Genomic DNA, 13,636 nt, shown 5'->3' with positions numbered 1-13,636 from the left:
TTGAGTTTTTTGACACTGAGTAATATTCATTATTGTTACAAAGAGTTTGATTTTGCAATTAAAGATGTTAGCTGGCAAGTTAATGAAGGGGAATTTCACTCTCTATTGGGTAAAAGCGGATGCGGAAAAACTACTTTACTAAAGCTGGCAGCAGGTCTTTTGAAACCTGACGAGGGTAAAATATATCTTAAGAGGGAAGAAGTTTTTAAGCCTTCATCTCAGATTGGTTATGTTTTTCAATCACCGACCCTTTTAGAATGGAAAACCGTTATTGATAATGTACTGTTGCCAATTTCACTTCAAAGAAAGCCAAGCAAGGAAGAATTAAACTATGCAGAGGAGCTGCTCCAGTTAGTAGGTATTATTTCCCATAAGGATAAATATCCCACAGAGTTATCTGGTGGACAGCAAAGTAGAGTAGCCATTGCAAGGGCTCTCATTCAAAAACCTATCATGTTATTTTTAGATGAGCCCTTTGCTGCCCTAGATGCAATTACAAGAGAAGAAATACAGGATGATTTATTAAAGCTTTGTAAAATGGAGAAAACGACTGTACTTTTTATCACTCATGATATTACTGAAGCTGTTTACTTATCTGACCATATAGCAATAATATCAGAAGGTGAGATTATCCGTAGCCTAAGAGTGAATCTTCCAAAAGAACGCAGTTTTCAGATGAGATATGAGCCGTATTTCAATGATTTATGCTTGGATATTCGCAAGTCCCTAGGTGGAGGTTGAAAATGAAAAAGGTTGAATACTATTCTTTTTTACTTTTTGTAATTTTATTAATTAGCTGGGAAATTATAGCCAGACCTATGTCGGATCTTGTTCTTCCGACTCCAACAGTTATACTTTCAGTTTTATGGGATGGTTTAAAAAGTGGCTATTTTATGTCTCATTTTCTACATACAAGTATTGAAGTAATATTAGGATTATTGATTGGTTGTACTACGGGGTTTGTTTTTGGGGTATTAATGGGAGAAATTGATTTTTTAAGAAGGCTTTTATATCCTTATGTTATTGCGAGCCAAGCAGTGCCTAAATTAGCCTTAGCTCCACTATTTATTGTATGGTTTGGTTTTGGAATGACTTCTAAGGTAGTTATCACTGCTTTAATATGTTTCTTTCCGCTTTTAGAAAATACAGTAACTGCAATCCAGTATACTGATTCGAATAAGAAAGATTTGTTTTACATCTTGGGAGCCACACGGCTACAAACTCTTATTCGTTTAAAGATACCTGCTGGATTGCCTGCAATTATGTCAGGGCTTAGGGTGGCAGTTGTATTAGCGGTAGTTGGAGCCGTTATTGGTGAGTTTATAGGGGGAAATGTAGGGCTAGGCGCAATGATTATAGCTTCTCAAAGTATGATGGATACTCCTCTTATGTTTTCCATTCTAATACTACTTACAATTATGGGGATGTTTCTCTATCAAGGAGTAAGCCTCATTGAGCGATTATTATTAAAACCATATTTGAAAGGGAGAAGGAAATGAAAATTATAAAAATTAAATCTTTAATAGCAATTTTATTATTCACGATGATCATTTTTTTGTGTGGCTGTTCAGCAAATGATGGGGAAAATAACTCACAACAAGAATCACAAAAGATTGAAGAGGTAAGGGTTGCAAGTTGGAGTAAATCTATCACTGAACAAATAAATCTTTTAGTTGATGAAGAAAAAGGTTTTTACAAAGATAAAGGAATAAATGTCACCTTAATCCCAGGTGCAGGCGGTGGAGATGCAATCAAAAACATTCTTACCAATCAAGCAGATATTGCTTTTACAGATCCAGGTTCTTTGTATGCGGCCTTGGATAAAGGAGAAAAATTAGTAGCTATATATAATATTTATCCTCAGAATGTTTTTAATGTTATATCTTTAAAAGAAAAAATATTACTAGACCAGAAGATCTAAAAGGAAAAAAGATAGGTGTATATAGTCTCTCAAGTGGAACTAGACAGAATTTACTTATTCTCTTACATCAGGTGGGTCTAACAGAAAAGGATGTAACCATTGTTGAAACCGGGCTTTTAAATTTTGCTCCTCTAATTCAAGGACAAGTAGATGCAACTGCAGCCACAGATACTGGCTTAGAGCTGGGTAGACAAAAAGGGTTAGGAGAAGTAAATGTTATGGAAGTAAAAGAATATTTAAATCTTCCAAGTGACCTTTATGTTATGACAGAAAAAACATATCAAGAAAAAAAAGAAGTTATTAATAGGTTTTTGGAAGGATATCAGAATAGTACACAATGGATGATTGATAACCCTGAGGAAGCAGCTTCTTTAGCAGTAAAATATGCAATTGATGGAAAGGATGAAAATATTAATTTAAAAGTTATTAACTTAAGAAATGTTTCCAGTCTTTCTTCTAATCCAAAGGAAGAGATGCTAGGTGAGCTTAACTTAGAGATCTTGCAAAAGGGAGCAGATGTTTATCAAAGACTAGGGTTAATTAACAATAAACTAGATATGTCTAAAGTAGTAGTTGATGACTTTATTCTTAAAAAGTAAAGGAGAAAAAAATGAAATTAAAGGATAAGATTGTTCTTATTACTGGATCAAGTAGAGGCATAGGGGCTGAAATTGCTCAGTCTTTCGCAAAAGAAGGCGCGATTGTGGTAGTTAATTATCTTAAAAATAAAGAAGCAGCAGAAAAGGTTGTTAAAGCATGTAAGGACTTTGGGGGTGATGCATGGTCTATTCAAGCAGATGTAACCTGTGAAAGTTCTGTTAGGGAAATGGTCGATGAGATTATTTTAGAGGTAGGAAAAATTGATGTTTTAGTAAACAACGCTTTTAAATCATATGTATTTAGTCCTGAAAATCGCAAACTTGCTTGGGAACTAAGCTGGGAGGATTATCAATCTCAAATAGACGGTTCTTTGCGCTCAACCCACAATGTCTGTCAGGCTGTTTTTAGAAATATGAAAATGAAAAATCAGGGTAGTATTATAAATATTGTTTCAGACTTAGTAGCACGACCTACTATTCCTTATCATGAATATACAACAGCAAAAGCAGCCCTTGTTGGGTACAGTCGTAATCTGGCGGCAGAGTTAGGTCAATTTGGTATTCGTGTTAATTGTGTTGCACCAGGGTTAGTATATCCGACAGATGCTAGTCGAGACACTAAAGAAGAAGTAAAAGAAATGCTGATTGCCCAAACACCTCTTAAAAGAATTGCATCACCTAAGGATATAGCAGGACCTGTCCTATTTTTAGCTTCTGACTGGAGCCGTTTTATGACGGGGCAAACATTATATGTTGATGGTGGATTGGTCATGTCATAGTTCAAGATCTTTTTTGAGCAATTTAAAAAATAAATAACAAAGTGAAATGATCTCCTTTAATAGCAAGATTAAAAATATAAATCTTGCTATTAAAAGGAGATTTTTTTTCTAAAAGAGTGTAAGATTATAAGTAAAGAAACAAACTTGAGTATTTTACTAGGAGTGAAGACAATGAATTGGTTAAGAAAGTTTATGATTGGAAGATATGGAGGGGATCAGCTTTCTATCTTTTTAGTTATATTATCAGTAGTTTTGACATTTATACCTCGGATTACAGAAATTTCAGCATTAATTATTATAAGTTATATTCCTTCATTTATTGCGATATACAGAGTATTTTCAAAAGATATTCAAAAGCGAAGTATGGAGAATTATAAGTTTGCCATAATTGTCAGTCCCATTTACTCTAAGTTGAAAAAGACTCAAAATCGTATTAAAGATTCAAAGACACATAAATATTATACATGCACCAAGTGTAAGACGACATTACGGGTTCCAAAAGGCAAAGGAAAAATCATGGTTACATGTCCTAAGTGTAAAGAAAATTTTACTAGAAAGACATAACAAGAGAGGTTGTACAAAACTTAAAGGCAGAAATAAGGAGAGGTCAACTATAAATGAGTTTAATCAAGAAAATAATAGGTAAAGCTATATATGTAATAGCTAAGGCACTAGATGTTTTAATGGATAGTTTAATACAAATAATAGAGACCATGGTTTCATTTATAATAAGTCTTACTAAAAGTATAACTAAAGGCTGTTTTGCTTTATTGAGTATGGGTGGCTGTTTAATAGTTTTACTATTTGCTAGTTCATTGACGATTAGAGTATTAATGGATCCTTTTGCGCTATTTATTGTAGTTTTCTTACTAGCATTTCCCGTGCTAGGCACAAGATTAGTATCTTATTTGAAGTATTTGAAATATATTACAACAGAGTTTTTATTTAATCTTGCTAATTACTTGATGGATCAGAAAAAATATCAGTATAAAGCTTTTAATGAATATAAAGTTGCATATAAAAAGGCAGAAGAGGAACGAAGAAGAGAGGAACAACGCCATTTTTATGAGCAACAAAGAAAAAGAGAAGAACAATTTAAACAACAATGGTATCAACAAAATTCTCAAAGATGGCAGGGTAGCTATGGTAATTATAGCGGTTATGGAGATAGTTATATAAATCCTTCAGTCGATTTGAAGACAAAATATAAAAAAAGCTGTGATATTTTAGGTGTACCTTATGATGCAGATAAAGAACAATTTAAAATGGCATATAGAAAAAAGGCAAAAGAGTATCATCCAGATTTGAATAAAGATCCAGATGCAGCCAAGAAGTTTCAAGAAATCAAAGATGCATATGAGTTTTTAAATGATAATATGAAGGAAGTATGAGGAGGAAAAGAATGAAAATATATTATGACTGTTTACCTTGTTTATTAAGACAGGCAATAGACACGGTTAAATTAGTTACTAATAATAAAAGCGTTCAAGAAAAGGTAATTAAAGAAATAATGAATGATATGGCAAGTTTTAATTTTAATGAAACTCCGCCATTTATGGCAAGTTTAATTCAGTCTAAAATTAAAAAAATGTTAAATATAGATGATCCTTATAAAGAAATAAAAGATAAATTCAATCATTCAGCTTTAAAATTATCGGCTGATTCAAGGAAATTAATTGATAACAGTTCCGACAAACTAGAAACAGCTATTAGAATTTCTATTGCCGGAAATATTATAGATTTTGGTGTATATTCTGATTTAACAGAAGAGGATGTTAAAAAAACTATAAATGATTGTCTAAATCGCAAAATAATTTTTAATAAAGTAGAGGAGTTAAAAGAAAGAATAGACAGAGCAGAGAAGATACTATTTCTAGGGGACAATGCAGGAGAAATTGTATTTGATAAACTTTTAATAGAAAATTTGCCTATAGAGAAAATAACCTATGTTGTAAAGAAAGAACCAGCACTAAATGACTCCACAATGTTTGATGCAGCACAGATAGGAATGAATAAATTAGTGAAGGTTATAGATAATGGTAGTAATGTTCCTGGGACAGATTTAAAGCAATGTTCTGCAGAATTTCTTATTGAATATGAAAAATCTGATTTAATTATATCTAAAGGCCAAGGGAATTATGAAACTTTAAGTGATGATAAAAATAAAGAGATCTTCTTTTTATTAAAAGCAAAATGTCCTGTAATCGCAGATAATTTAGGTTGTAAGGTTGGAGATATAGTCTTAAAAAGAAATAGGTGAGTTCTTATATAATATATAATATCTAATAACATATAAGCAAAGGATTTTAATTATTGAGTTAAAGTGATATAGTTAAAACAAAGTTGTAAAAATCATGGATAGTAACTGATTTAATAAAAATGTATTATCTATATTTTACAATTTGCTTAAAATAAATTTTATTTCAATTAATTGGAGGTTTATTTATGGAAAAGAAAACATTTGAAGAATGGCTAAGTTATATTGAAAATAAAGGAATTGAAATAAGTAAACAAGTTACTGATAGAATGGTACAAAAAAATGGTAGCTGGCAGTCTTTGATTATTCTAGCAAGACTTTTATCTTCAGAGAATTATGAGGAATATGAAGGTTCTTCAGAAATTTCTTTAGAAATAATGGAAGAAACTTTAAATAATTATATGGAAGGTTATTTTGATAAAGATAACTTAGTTCCAGAAGAAAAGTATTTAGAACAAAAGGTATGGGTATTACAGGATATTGGTTTATTACAGTGGAAAGTAAATCAAGATGCACAAAAGGCATTAGAGTATCTAAATAAAGCATGGGCATTATTAGAAGCAACAGAATTTGATTTTGTGTTTTTAGTAAAAGGTTATGTATGGAAACATAGATTAGATTTTCTAAAAATAGTGGGCCAAAAAGATAAAGCGCTTGAAGAAACAGCCAAGGTAATTAGTTATTACGAAAATATAACTAAATTTGAAAACAATAGCTATTTATATAATGCTTATCTTTTTAAAGCAGAAATAGAAAAGGAAGATAATAATTTAGAACAGTCGTTAGATTATTTAAAACAGGCTTTAAACTTCTTCCCATTAGCAGAGGATCAGGAGAAGGATTTAGAAGAAATTTGGCCTAAGAGAAAAGAAGATTATTTAGGTACCTTTGAGAAAATGGAGAAATTAACTCATCGTAGAGTAGAGTGGGATATTTAATAAAATAGAAAGTTAAATTTCCAGGTCATCAATCATATAATTCATACGATTGGTGACCTTATTTGATTCGGCACGGAAATTTCACTAATAGAATAATGTTATATGTAAAAGATTTATCTCTCGCTTTATAATGATAAAATATGATATAAATAAGTTATTAAGAATTTTTAAAGGTGGTAATATAGATGCTGGAATTAATAAATGTGGGTTTGACTCTAGAGGGTGATAATGGAGAGGTCCAAATTCTAAAGGAAATTAACTTAAAGTTAGAACAAAAAAAGATTTATGTAGTGACTGGCCCTAATGGGGGCGGTAAATCTTCCATTGCTAAAGTTATTATGGGTATATATCCAGCAACCTCAGGAGAAATTTTAATAGATTCTGCAAATATTACGAAAGAGAGTATTACCGAAAGAGCTAGACTAGGAATAGGTTATGCTTTTCAGCAGCCTCCCCGGTTTAAAGGGATGAAGGTCAGAGATATGCTAGAATTAGCAGCAGGTGATAACAATGTTAATCCTTGTGATCTTCTTTTTGATGTGGGCTTATGTGCACAGGATTATTTAGATCGCGAGATTAATGCTAGCTTTTCTGGTGGTGAATTAAAGCGTTTGGAGATTGCTAGTGTTTTGGCACGCAAATTAAAAGTTGCTTTATTTGATGAACCTGAAGCAGGAATCGACCTGTGGAGCTTTCAGAAATTAACAGAAACCTTTGAAAGATTAAATGAAAAGTATGACACTACGATTGTTATTATATCTCACCAAGAACGTATCCTTAAGTTGGCTGATCAAGTTATTGTAGTCGCTAATGGAAAAATTAGTGAAATTACAGATAAAGATAAGATACTAGGTGAAATTGAACATCTAGATACGGCCTGTCGTTGCCGCAATGCTTGTGAAATAGGAGGTAAAGCAAATGCCGTTAAGTGTGATCGATAAGAAGATTTTAAAAGAAGTCGCTGATTTGCACGAAGTACCAAGTGGTGCCTATAATATTCGAAAGAACGGAGAAGCGGCAGGGCGCAATACTACAGCAAACATTGATATTGTGCCTAAAAAGGATAAACCCGGGATTGACATTATTATTAAGCCAGGAACTAAGGGAGAAAGCGTGCATATTCCTGTTATTCTTTCGGAAGATTTAAATGATATGGTTTATAATACGTTTGAAATTGGTGCGAATTCTGATGTAACTATAGTAGCAGGTTGTGGGATTCATAATGGAAGTAGTAAAAAAGCACAGCATGATGGCATTCATGAATTATTTATTCGCAAAGGCGCAAGGATGAAGTATGTGGAAAAACACTATGGTGAAGGGGATGGCAGTGGAGAACGCGTTTTAAATCCCAAAACTTTCATAGAAGTAGAAGAGGGTGGCGTTGCCGAATTGGAGATGGTCCAGATCAAGGGTGTGGACAAAACAAAACGGGATACAGAAGTTATTCTGCACAAAGATGCCCGCTTAATTGTTTCTGAAAGATTGCTCACAGCGGACAAGCAAAGTGCTGAATCTAATATTTTGGTGGAACTAAAGGGTAAAGATGCTACAGCTCAAATCCTTTCCCGTTCAGTAGCGCAGGATGATTCTAAACAGATTTTCCATTTAAACATGCGGGGCTATGAGGAGTGCCGCGGACATATACAGTGTGATTCTATTATTATGGGTCAGGCTCAAGTGTCTTCAATTCCTGAAATTACTGCCTTTCATTCCGATGCTCAATTAATTCACGAAGCTGCCATAGGCAAAATTGCCTCTGAGCAATTGATTAAGCTGATGACTTTAGGACTTACAGAAAAAGAAGCAGAAGATACGATTTTACAAGGATTTTTGAAGTAGATATAATTTAAGAAAACCTAGTCACAGGAGACCCTCCCCGTAGGAAACAATCTTTTTACCAAACATATACTGAAAATATGGGGGGGATAAAAGATGAAACCATGGCTTACTAGCTTAAAAACTAACACACCGCAAGAAGGCTTTGAATTAGCGATTAAACTTTCGCAAATGGCTGTTGTATATACACAACCATCTGAAGAGATTCGAAAAAAATTGCGTCCAAAGTACTCAAAAAATGCTAATAGCTTGATATCTGTTTCGCAAGTAGTCGCAACTAATTTTCAAACCGTAGCTGCTGCTAACAATTATTGGAATAAAAATGATGGTTTATAGATTAATACGGAAAAAAAAGAGGTTAGCGCCTCTTTTTTTATTGTTTGCAAAAACTTTTCAACGCTTCCATGTCCTTTATCCTAAATGTAGACAAGTGAAAGTCGATTATACCTTCATCACGCATACCACCCATCTCCCTTGAAAGGGATGGTCTAGAAACATTTAGAAAATCAGCAAGTTCGTTGCGCTTTAAGGGTAGAAATATGTTAGTGTTAGGATTGTTTTGATACTGATCCAGCAGATATGTAGCTATTTTACCACGAATACTTTTTATTGAAAGGTATTCAACCTTCTTATTTAACAACAATGCTTTATCTGATATTATTTTAATAAAATTTTGGAGCATTTTATTGTGCCACGGACACATCTTTCCACATCTAGCTATAAGGTCTGAATTTGTAAGAAATAAAACCTTACAGGAGCTTTGTACTCTTACTGTAACTGGAAATACTTTACGACTTGAGAATACCAGCATTTCCCCAAACAAATCCCCTTTTTTTACTACAGAAATAATGACATTATTTCCTTCAGAGGTTTCTTTAAGAATAGTTGCTTCTCCCTCTAATATTATACCAAATCTGTTAACTGTTTCACCTGAATTTACTATGCACTCATTTTTATTAAAACTGTGTATTTGGGGAGTTAAGCATTGTAACATGAAAATAATTTCTTCCTCTTTTATGTCATAAAATAATGGAGATTCTTTAATTATATGAATATATTTTTCTATCATTTAAACATCATCCTTTTTGTATCCTAAGATACCGAATTATTTCAATAGACATAATATAATAAGCACATAGAAATAACAAGTACCAAATAAAAAAGCACTAAATAATAAAGTAATAAATAATAAAGCAATAAATAATAAAGCACCAAATAATAAAATAATAAATCGGGGGTATATATATTATGTCAAATATGTTTTGTTTTCAATGTCAAGAAGCTGCAGGTGGAAAAGGATGTACTGTAAATGGTGTATGTGGTAAAACGGCAGATGTAGCAAAGGCACAGGACTTATTAATTTATGTAACTAAAGGATTAGCAATTGTAAGTAATGAAGGAAGAAAAGTTGGGGTAGTTGATGATAATGTAGACAAATATATATCTGAAAACTTATTTTCAACCATTACTAATGCTAACTTTCACAGAGAAGCACTTTTAGATAGAGTAAAAGAAACTTTAAAATTAAGGGAAGAATTAAAAATCAAAGTTTTAGAAGCTGGTGGACAGGTAGGTGAAATTAAAGAAAATAGCGGTTTCTTTAAGAAATTATTTAGAATAGCATCAAAAGATATCGTTATACCTGGAGCAGCAGTATGGTCAGCTGATACCATAGGAGAGTTTGACGCTAAAGCTGAAAAGGTTGGAGTACTAGCAACAGAAAATGAAGATGTAAGAAGCTTGAGAGAACTTATAATCTATGGTTTAAAAGGTTTAGCAGCATATATGAAGCATTCAATGAACTTAGGATATAATGATGCTCTAATTCATGGATTTATGGCTAAAGCTCTAGCTGCTACATTAGATGATTCATTATCAGCCGAAGATTTAGTTGCTCTTTCTTTAGAAGCAGGAAAATTTGGTGTTGATGCAATGGCTTTACTTGATAAAGCAAATACAGAAACTTATGGAAATCCTGAAATTACAAAAGTAAATATTGGAGTTAGAAATAATCCTGGAATATTAATTTCTGGTCACGATTTAAAAGATCTACAAATGTTATTAGAGCAAACAGAAGGAACAGGAGTAGATGTTTATACTCATAGTGAAATGCTTGCAGGGCAATACTATCCTGCCTTTAAGAAATATCCTCACTTTGCAGGAAACTATGGAAATGCATGGTGGAAACAAGGAGATGAGTTTGAAAAGTTCAATGGAGTAATTTTAATGACTACAAACTGTATAGTACCTCCAAAGAATTCTTACAAAAATAGATTATTTACAACAGGAACAACAGGAGAACCATCTTGTAAGCATATTCCAGCAGATAAAAATGGAAATAAAGATTTCTCAGAATTAATTAAAATGGCTAAGAAGTGCAAGGCTCCAACAGAAATAGAAAAGGGAGAAATCATTGGAGGATTTGCTCATAATCAGGTATTAGCTCTTGCTGATAAGGTTGTAGATGCTGTTAAAACTGGTGCCATAAAGAGATTCTTTGTTATGGCTGGCTGCGATGGTAGAGCAAAATCAAGAAACTACTATACTGAATTTGCAGAAAAACTTCCAAAGGATACAGTTATCTTAACTGCCGGATGTGCAAAATACAAATATAACAAATTAAACCTTGGTGATATCGGTGGAATACCACGAGTATTAGATGCAGGTCAGTGTAATGATTCATATTCATTAGTCGTTATTGCATTAAAGCTTCAAGAAGTATTTGGACTTGATGATGTAAATAAACTCCCAATTTCGTATAATATTTCATGGTATGAGCAAAAAGCCGTAATAGTATTATTATCATTATTACACCTTGGAGTTAAAAATATTCACTTAGGACCAACTTTACCAGCATTTCTTTCACCAAATGTGGCCAAAGTATTAGTAGATAACTTTGGAATTGCAGGAATTGGAACTGTAGATGAAGATATAAAAATGTTTTTAGGATAATTTATAATTGAGTCTTTTAATATTTCAATATAGATAATAAAGTTGCAGCCGAAGACGCCTGATTTTGAAGCGATGACTACATTTAGGAATATTAAATTATCAGAGTTTCGAGGAAAATGGGTTGTACTATTTTCTCATACCGGAGATTTTCCCCAGTATGCACGACTGAATCTATGCATTTGCAAGATCAAAGATAGACAAGAAAAAACTAGGACTTTCAGGTCACTTTAAAGTTTTTTTATAAAACTAAAAGCCTGAAAGTCCTTTTTATATAGGTCACAAATTCTGATTTTAATGGTAAAATACAAAGCTACTATGGATTAAAGAATAAGTTAAAAAGTGATTATTTAACTTGAAACTGACTTATAAGTTTTGCCAGTTCACTTGACATTTGACTAAGCTTTTCTATGCTTGATACAACTTCATCCAAAGCAGCAGTTTGTTCTTCTGTAGAAGAACTGATTTCTTCTGTAGCTGCAGCAGATTCTTCTATAATAGAAGATATATTTTCAATAGAAACTAAGGTGTTATTCTTAGTTTCATTTATATCTGAAATTTCTTTATTTAAACTATCTATTTGATCGATAGATTTTTCTACAGAATCCTTTAACATTAAGAATACTTCTTCGGTTTTCATTAATGTCGTACTAGCATTAGCTATAGATTCTTTTGTTAAATTAGAATTTTCGGAAGTTTCTTCTATAACGGATTGTATCTCTTCAATAATATTTTGGATTTCTTCTGCAGATTTATTAGTATCATCTGATAGTTTTCTTATCTCATCTGCAATTACAGCAAATCCACGCCCATGTTCTCCAGCACGAGAAGCCTCTATAGCAGCATTTAAAGAAAGTAGATTTATCTGTTCTGATATTTTTTGTATTGTTTCTAATATTAATCCTATTACCGAAGATTTTTCTGAAAGATTTTCAACACTTGTAGATACTTTTTCAGATGCGATTTCATTTTCGCCTAATTTTTCTTTAAGCTCAACTAAAGTTGTAAGTCCAAACTCGTTTTTCTCACCCATTTCATTGGAACTAGTCATTACACTGTTTAAACTAGTAGTCATGGATTCTACCTTACTAGATAGAAGGTTGGTAAGTTCTAAAGCCTTATTTGCATCTGAAGCTTGGTCACTAGCTCCTTTAGCCATCTCTTGAATGGTTCTCGCAACTTCTTCACTAGCTACTCCTACCCCTCTTGCATTATCACTCATACTAGAAAAAGATTCATCTAAAGTTCCAGAAACATTAATAATATTAAGAACTAACTCTTTTATCTTTACTATCATATTATTAAAACTTACGGCTAAAGCTCCAAATTCATCTTTGGATCCTTCGGTGATTTTAATATTTAAGTTTCCATTTTCCATTTCCTTTACTGCTCCCATAACTTCTTTTACGGGGTTTAATGCAAATCTAGTAACAAGTAAGTATAAAGCTCCAATTGCAAGCGCCAAACACAGTAGCGTTATACTGCTTATTAAAAGTAAAATCGTGCTTTTAAGTTGCGATAAAGCAGCAAGTGACTCGGTTACTGCGACTATATTTTCACCAATTGTTTCAAAGACCACTATTTTTTCTAAGTTATTAGAAGTGTATTTTAACTGCCCATTTCCTTTTTGAATCATTTCATCTATAAAGGCTTCTTCTATTTTAGTTCCTTCTAGTTCAGATTTAGGGTGTACTATCGTTTTTCCAGTATCTTTTTCCAACATAAATGCAAATCCATCTTCTCCAAAGTTCATATTTCTTATAGAGTGATCTATTTTTAGAATTTCATCTATATTTTGTACTTTTTTAGGATCTAGTCCTATTTGAATAAAGCCTGGAGCATCCGTTCTTTTTACAGCAATATATTGATAAAGTATTCCATCTGCCCCCCTAAACTCAGGCTGTTGAATAAGTTGTTTTTCAGTACCGTCTATTAACTTTAAAAAAGGTTTAGACTGCTCCTCACTACCCATATCATAACCTATAAAACTTTCATTATTAGAATGGGTTATAATTCCATCACCGTTTATAATATTTACTTCATCCAACTCTAGTTGACTTACTAAACTTTTTAAATTTAATCCTTCTAGGTTTCCATTAATAGACATTGTTATACTAGTAGCTACCGGCAAGTAAGATTCACCTATTTGATATTTAATATTTTTACTTAAATCCGTTTGTGTATCTATCGTTGACTTTAGAACTTGAAGTTGATCTTTTGACTTTTCGATAATTTGATCTTCAAAGGTTGATTCAACATTTATATATACAATTGAACCTAAAACAACCATTGAAAGAAAGATTACAAAACTTATAGGTATAATTAATTTATTTCTGAAACTCATATAAATCCTCCTT

The 13,636-nt window shown here is 32.4% G+C and carries 14 protein-coding genes and 1 pseudogene; 13 read left to right on the top strand and 2 right to left on the bottom strand.

What is annotated here, in order from left to right; translation table 11 throughout:
* From B8965_RS01140 to B8965_RS01090, 11 genes and pseudogenes are all read left to right on the top strand, one after another.
* On the top strand, positions 1–741 hold the full coding sequence (locus B8965_RS01140; protein WP_084052035.1) for an ABC transporter ATP-binding protein: 741 nt from the start codon (positions 1–3) through the stop codon (positions 739–741).
* A 2-nt stretch (positions 742–743) separates the two neighbouring features.
* The gene (locus B8965_RS01135; RefSeq protein WP_084052034.1) at positions 744–1,499 is read left to right on the top strand and encodes an ABC transporter permease; all 756 of its coding nucleotides are present in this window, start codon (positions 744–746) and stop codon (positions 1,497–1,499) included.
* Positions 1,496–2,520, top strand: a pseudogene (locus B8965_RS13055) (ABC transporter substrate-binding protein). The gene B8965_RS01135 and the pseudogene B8965_RS13055 overlap by 4 nt, the downstream one beginning before the upstream one ends.
* Positions 2,521–2,531: 11 nt before the next feature.
* Complete coding sequence (locus tag B8965_RS01125; protein ID WP_084052033.1) at positions 2,532–3,299, top strand: SDR family oxidoreductase; 768 nt, start codon at positions 2,532–2,534, stop codon at positions 3,297–3,299.
* Positions 3,300–3,470: 171 nt separating this feature from the next.
* Positions 3,471–3,863 carry a hypothetical protein gene (locus tag B8965_RS01120; RefSeq protein WP_084052032.1) on the top strand — a complete coding sequence of 131 codons (393 nt, stop codon included), beginning with the start codon at positions 3,471–3,473 and terminating at the stop codon, positions 3,861–3,863.
* Positions 3,864–3,916: 53 nt separating this feature from the next.
* Complete coding sequence (locus B8965_RS12875) at positions 3,917–4,690, top strand: DnaJ domain-containing protein (RefSeq protein WP_084052031.1); 774 nt, start codon at positions 3,917–3,919, stop codon at positions 4,688–4,690.
* Positions 4,691–4,701: 11 nt separating this feature from the next.
* Entirely contained in the window at positions 4,702–5,559 is an 858-nt protein-coding gene (locus B8965_RS01110) for a damage-control phosphatase ARMT1 family protein (protein WP_159446232.1), read from the top strand.
* 185 nt (positions 5,560–5,744) lie between these two features.
* Positions 5,745–6,494, top strand: coding sequence for a hypothetical protein (locus B8965_RS01105; RefSeq protein WP_084052029.1), 750 nt, complete (start codon positions 5,745–5,747; stop codon positions 6,492–6,494).
* 185 nt (positions 6,495–6,679) lie between these two features.
* Positions 6,680–7,435 carry an ABC transporter ATP-binding protein gene (locus B8965_RS01100; protein WP_084052028.1) on the top strand — a complete coding sequence of 252 codons (756 nt, stop codon included), beginning with the start codon at positions 6,680–6,682 and terminating at the stop codon, positions 7,433–7,435.
* Complete coding sequence (locus B8965_RS01095; protein ID WP_084052027.1) at positions 7,413–8,333, top strand: SufB/SufD family protein; 921 nt, start codon at positions 7,413–7,415, stop codon at positions 8,331–8,333. Before B8965_RS01100 ends, B8965_RS01095 begins: the two co-directional genes overlap by 23 nt.
* Positions 8,334–8,426: 93 nt before the next feature.
* Entirely contained in the window at positions 8,427–8,666 is a 240-nt protein-coding gene (locus B8965_RS01090; protein WP_084052026.1) for a hexameric tyrosine-coordinated heme protein, read from the top strand.
* A gap of 37 nt (positions 8,667–8,703) precedes the next feature.
* Here the strand turns inward: B8965_RS01090 and B8965_RS01085 are convergent, their stop codons facing one another.
* Positions 8,704–9,399 carry a Crp/Fnr family transcriptional regulator gene (locus B8965_RS01085; RefSeq protein WP_084052025.1) on the bottom strand — a complete coding sequence of 232 codons (696 nt, stop codon included), beginning with the start codon at positions 9,397–9,399 and terminating at the stop codon, positions 8,704–8,706.
* A gap of 179 nt (positions 9,400–9,578) precedes the next feature.
* On the opposite strand from B8965_RS01085, the gene hcp reads away from it, so the two are divergent.
* Positions 9,579–11,282 (top strand): hydroxylamine reductase, encoded by a 1,704-nt coding sequence (hcp, locus tag B8965_RS01080; protein ID WP_084052024.1) that lies wholly within the window; start codon positions 9,579–9,581, stop codon positions 11,280–11,282.
* A gap of 72 nt (positions 11,283–11,354) precedes the next feature.
* On the top strand, positions 11,355–11,513 hold the full coding sequence (locus B8965_RS13000) for a redoxin domain-containing protein (protein WP_143334183.1): 159 nt from the start codon (positions 11,355–11,357) through the stop codon (positions 11,511–11,513).
* Between the two features lie 112 nt (positions 11,514–11,625).
* Here B8965_RS13000 and B8965_RS01070 read toward each other — a convergent pair whose 3' ends face one another.
* On the bottom strand, positions 11,626–13,623 hold the full coding sequence (locus B8965_RS01070) for a methyl-accepting chemotaxis protein (protein WP_084052023.1): 1,998 nt from the start codon (positions 13,621–13,623) through the stop codon (positions 11,626–11,628).
* Between the last annotated feature and the right edge of the window lie 13 nt (positions 13,624–13,636).

The organism is Desulfonispora thiosulfatigenes DSM 11270, assembly GCF_900176035.1.
In the GTDB taxonomy this organism is placed as follows: Bacteria; Bacillota; Peptococcia; order Peptococcales; family Desulfonisporaceae; genus Desulfonispora; species Desulfonispora thiosulfatigenes.
This window is presented reverse-complemented; position numbering and strand designations above follow the sequence as displayed.

Coding starts and splice junctions, on each gene's coding strand:
- B8965_RS01110 (WP_159446232.1), top strand. CDS start 4,702: ATGAAAATATATTATGACTGTTTACCTTGTTTATTAAGACAGGCAATA.
- B8965_RS13000 (WP_143334183.1), top strand. CDS start 11,355: ATGACTACATTTAGGAATATTAAATTATCAGAGTTTCGAGGAAAATGG.
- B8965_RS01070 (WP_084052023.1), bottom strand. CDS start 13,623: ATGAGTTTCAGAAATAAATTAATTATACCTATAAGTTTTGTAATCTTT.
- B8965_RS01120 (WP_084052032.1), top strand. CDS start 3,471: ATGAATTGGTTAAGAAAGTTTATGATTGGAAGATATGGAGGGGATCAG.
- B8965_RS01125 (WP_084052033.1), top strand. CDS start 2,532: ATGAAATTAAAGGATAAGATTGTTCTTATTACTGGATCAAGTAGAGGC.
- B8965_RS01090 (WP_084052026.1), top strand. CDS start 8,427: ATGAAACCATGGCTTACTAGCTTAAAAACTAACACACCGCAAGAAGGC.
- hcp (WP_084052024.1), top strand. CDS start 9,579: ATGTCAAATATGTTTTGTTTTCAATGTCAAGAAGCTGCAGGTGGAAAA.
- B8965_RS01095 (WP_084052027.1), top strand. CDS start 7,413: ATGCCGTTAAGTGTGATCGATAAGAAGATTTTAAAAGAAGTCGCTGAT.
- B8965_RS01135 (WP_084052034.1), top strand. CDS start 744: ATGAAAAAGGTTGAATACTATTCTTTTTTACTTTTTGTAATTTTATTA.
- B8965_RS01085 (WP_084052025.1), bottom strand. CDS start 9,399: ATGATAGAAAAATATATTCATATAATTAAAGAATCTCCATTATTTTAT.
- B8965_RS12875 (WP_084052031.1), top strand. CDS start 3,917: ATGAGTTTAATCAAGAAAATAATAGGTAAAGCTATATATGTAATAGCT.
- B8965_RS01100 (WP_084052028.1), top strand. CDS start 6,680: ATGCTGGAATTAATAAATGTGGGTTTGACTCTAGAGGGTGATAATGGA.
- B8965_RS01105 (WP_084052029.1), top strand. CDS start 5,745: ATGGAAAAGAAAACATTTGAAGAATGGCTAAGTTATATTGAAAATAAA.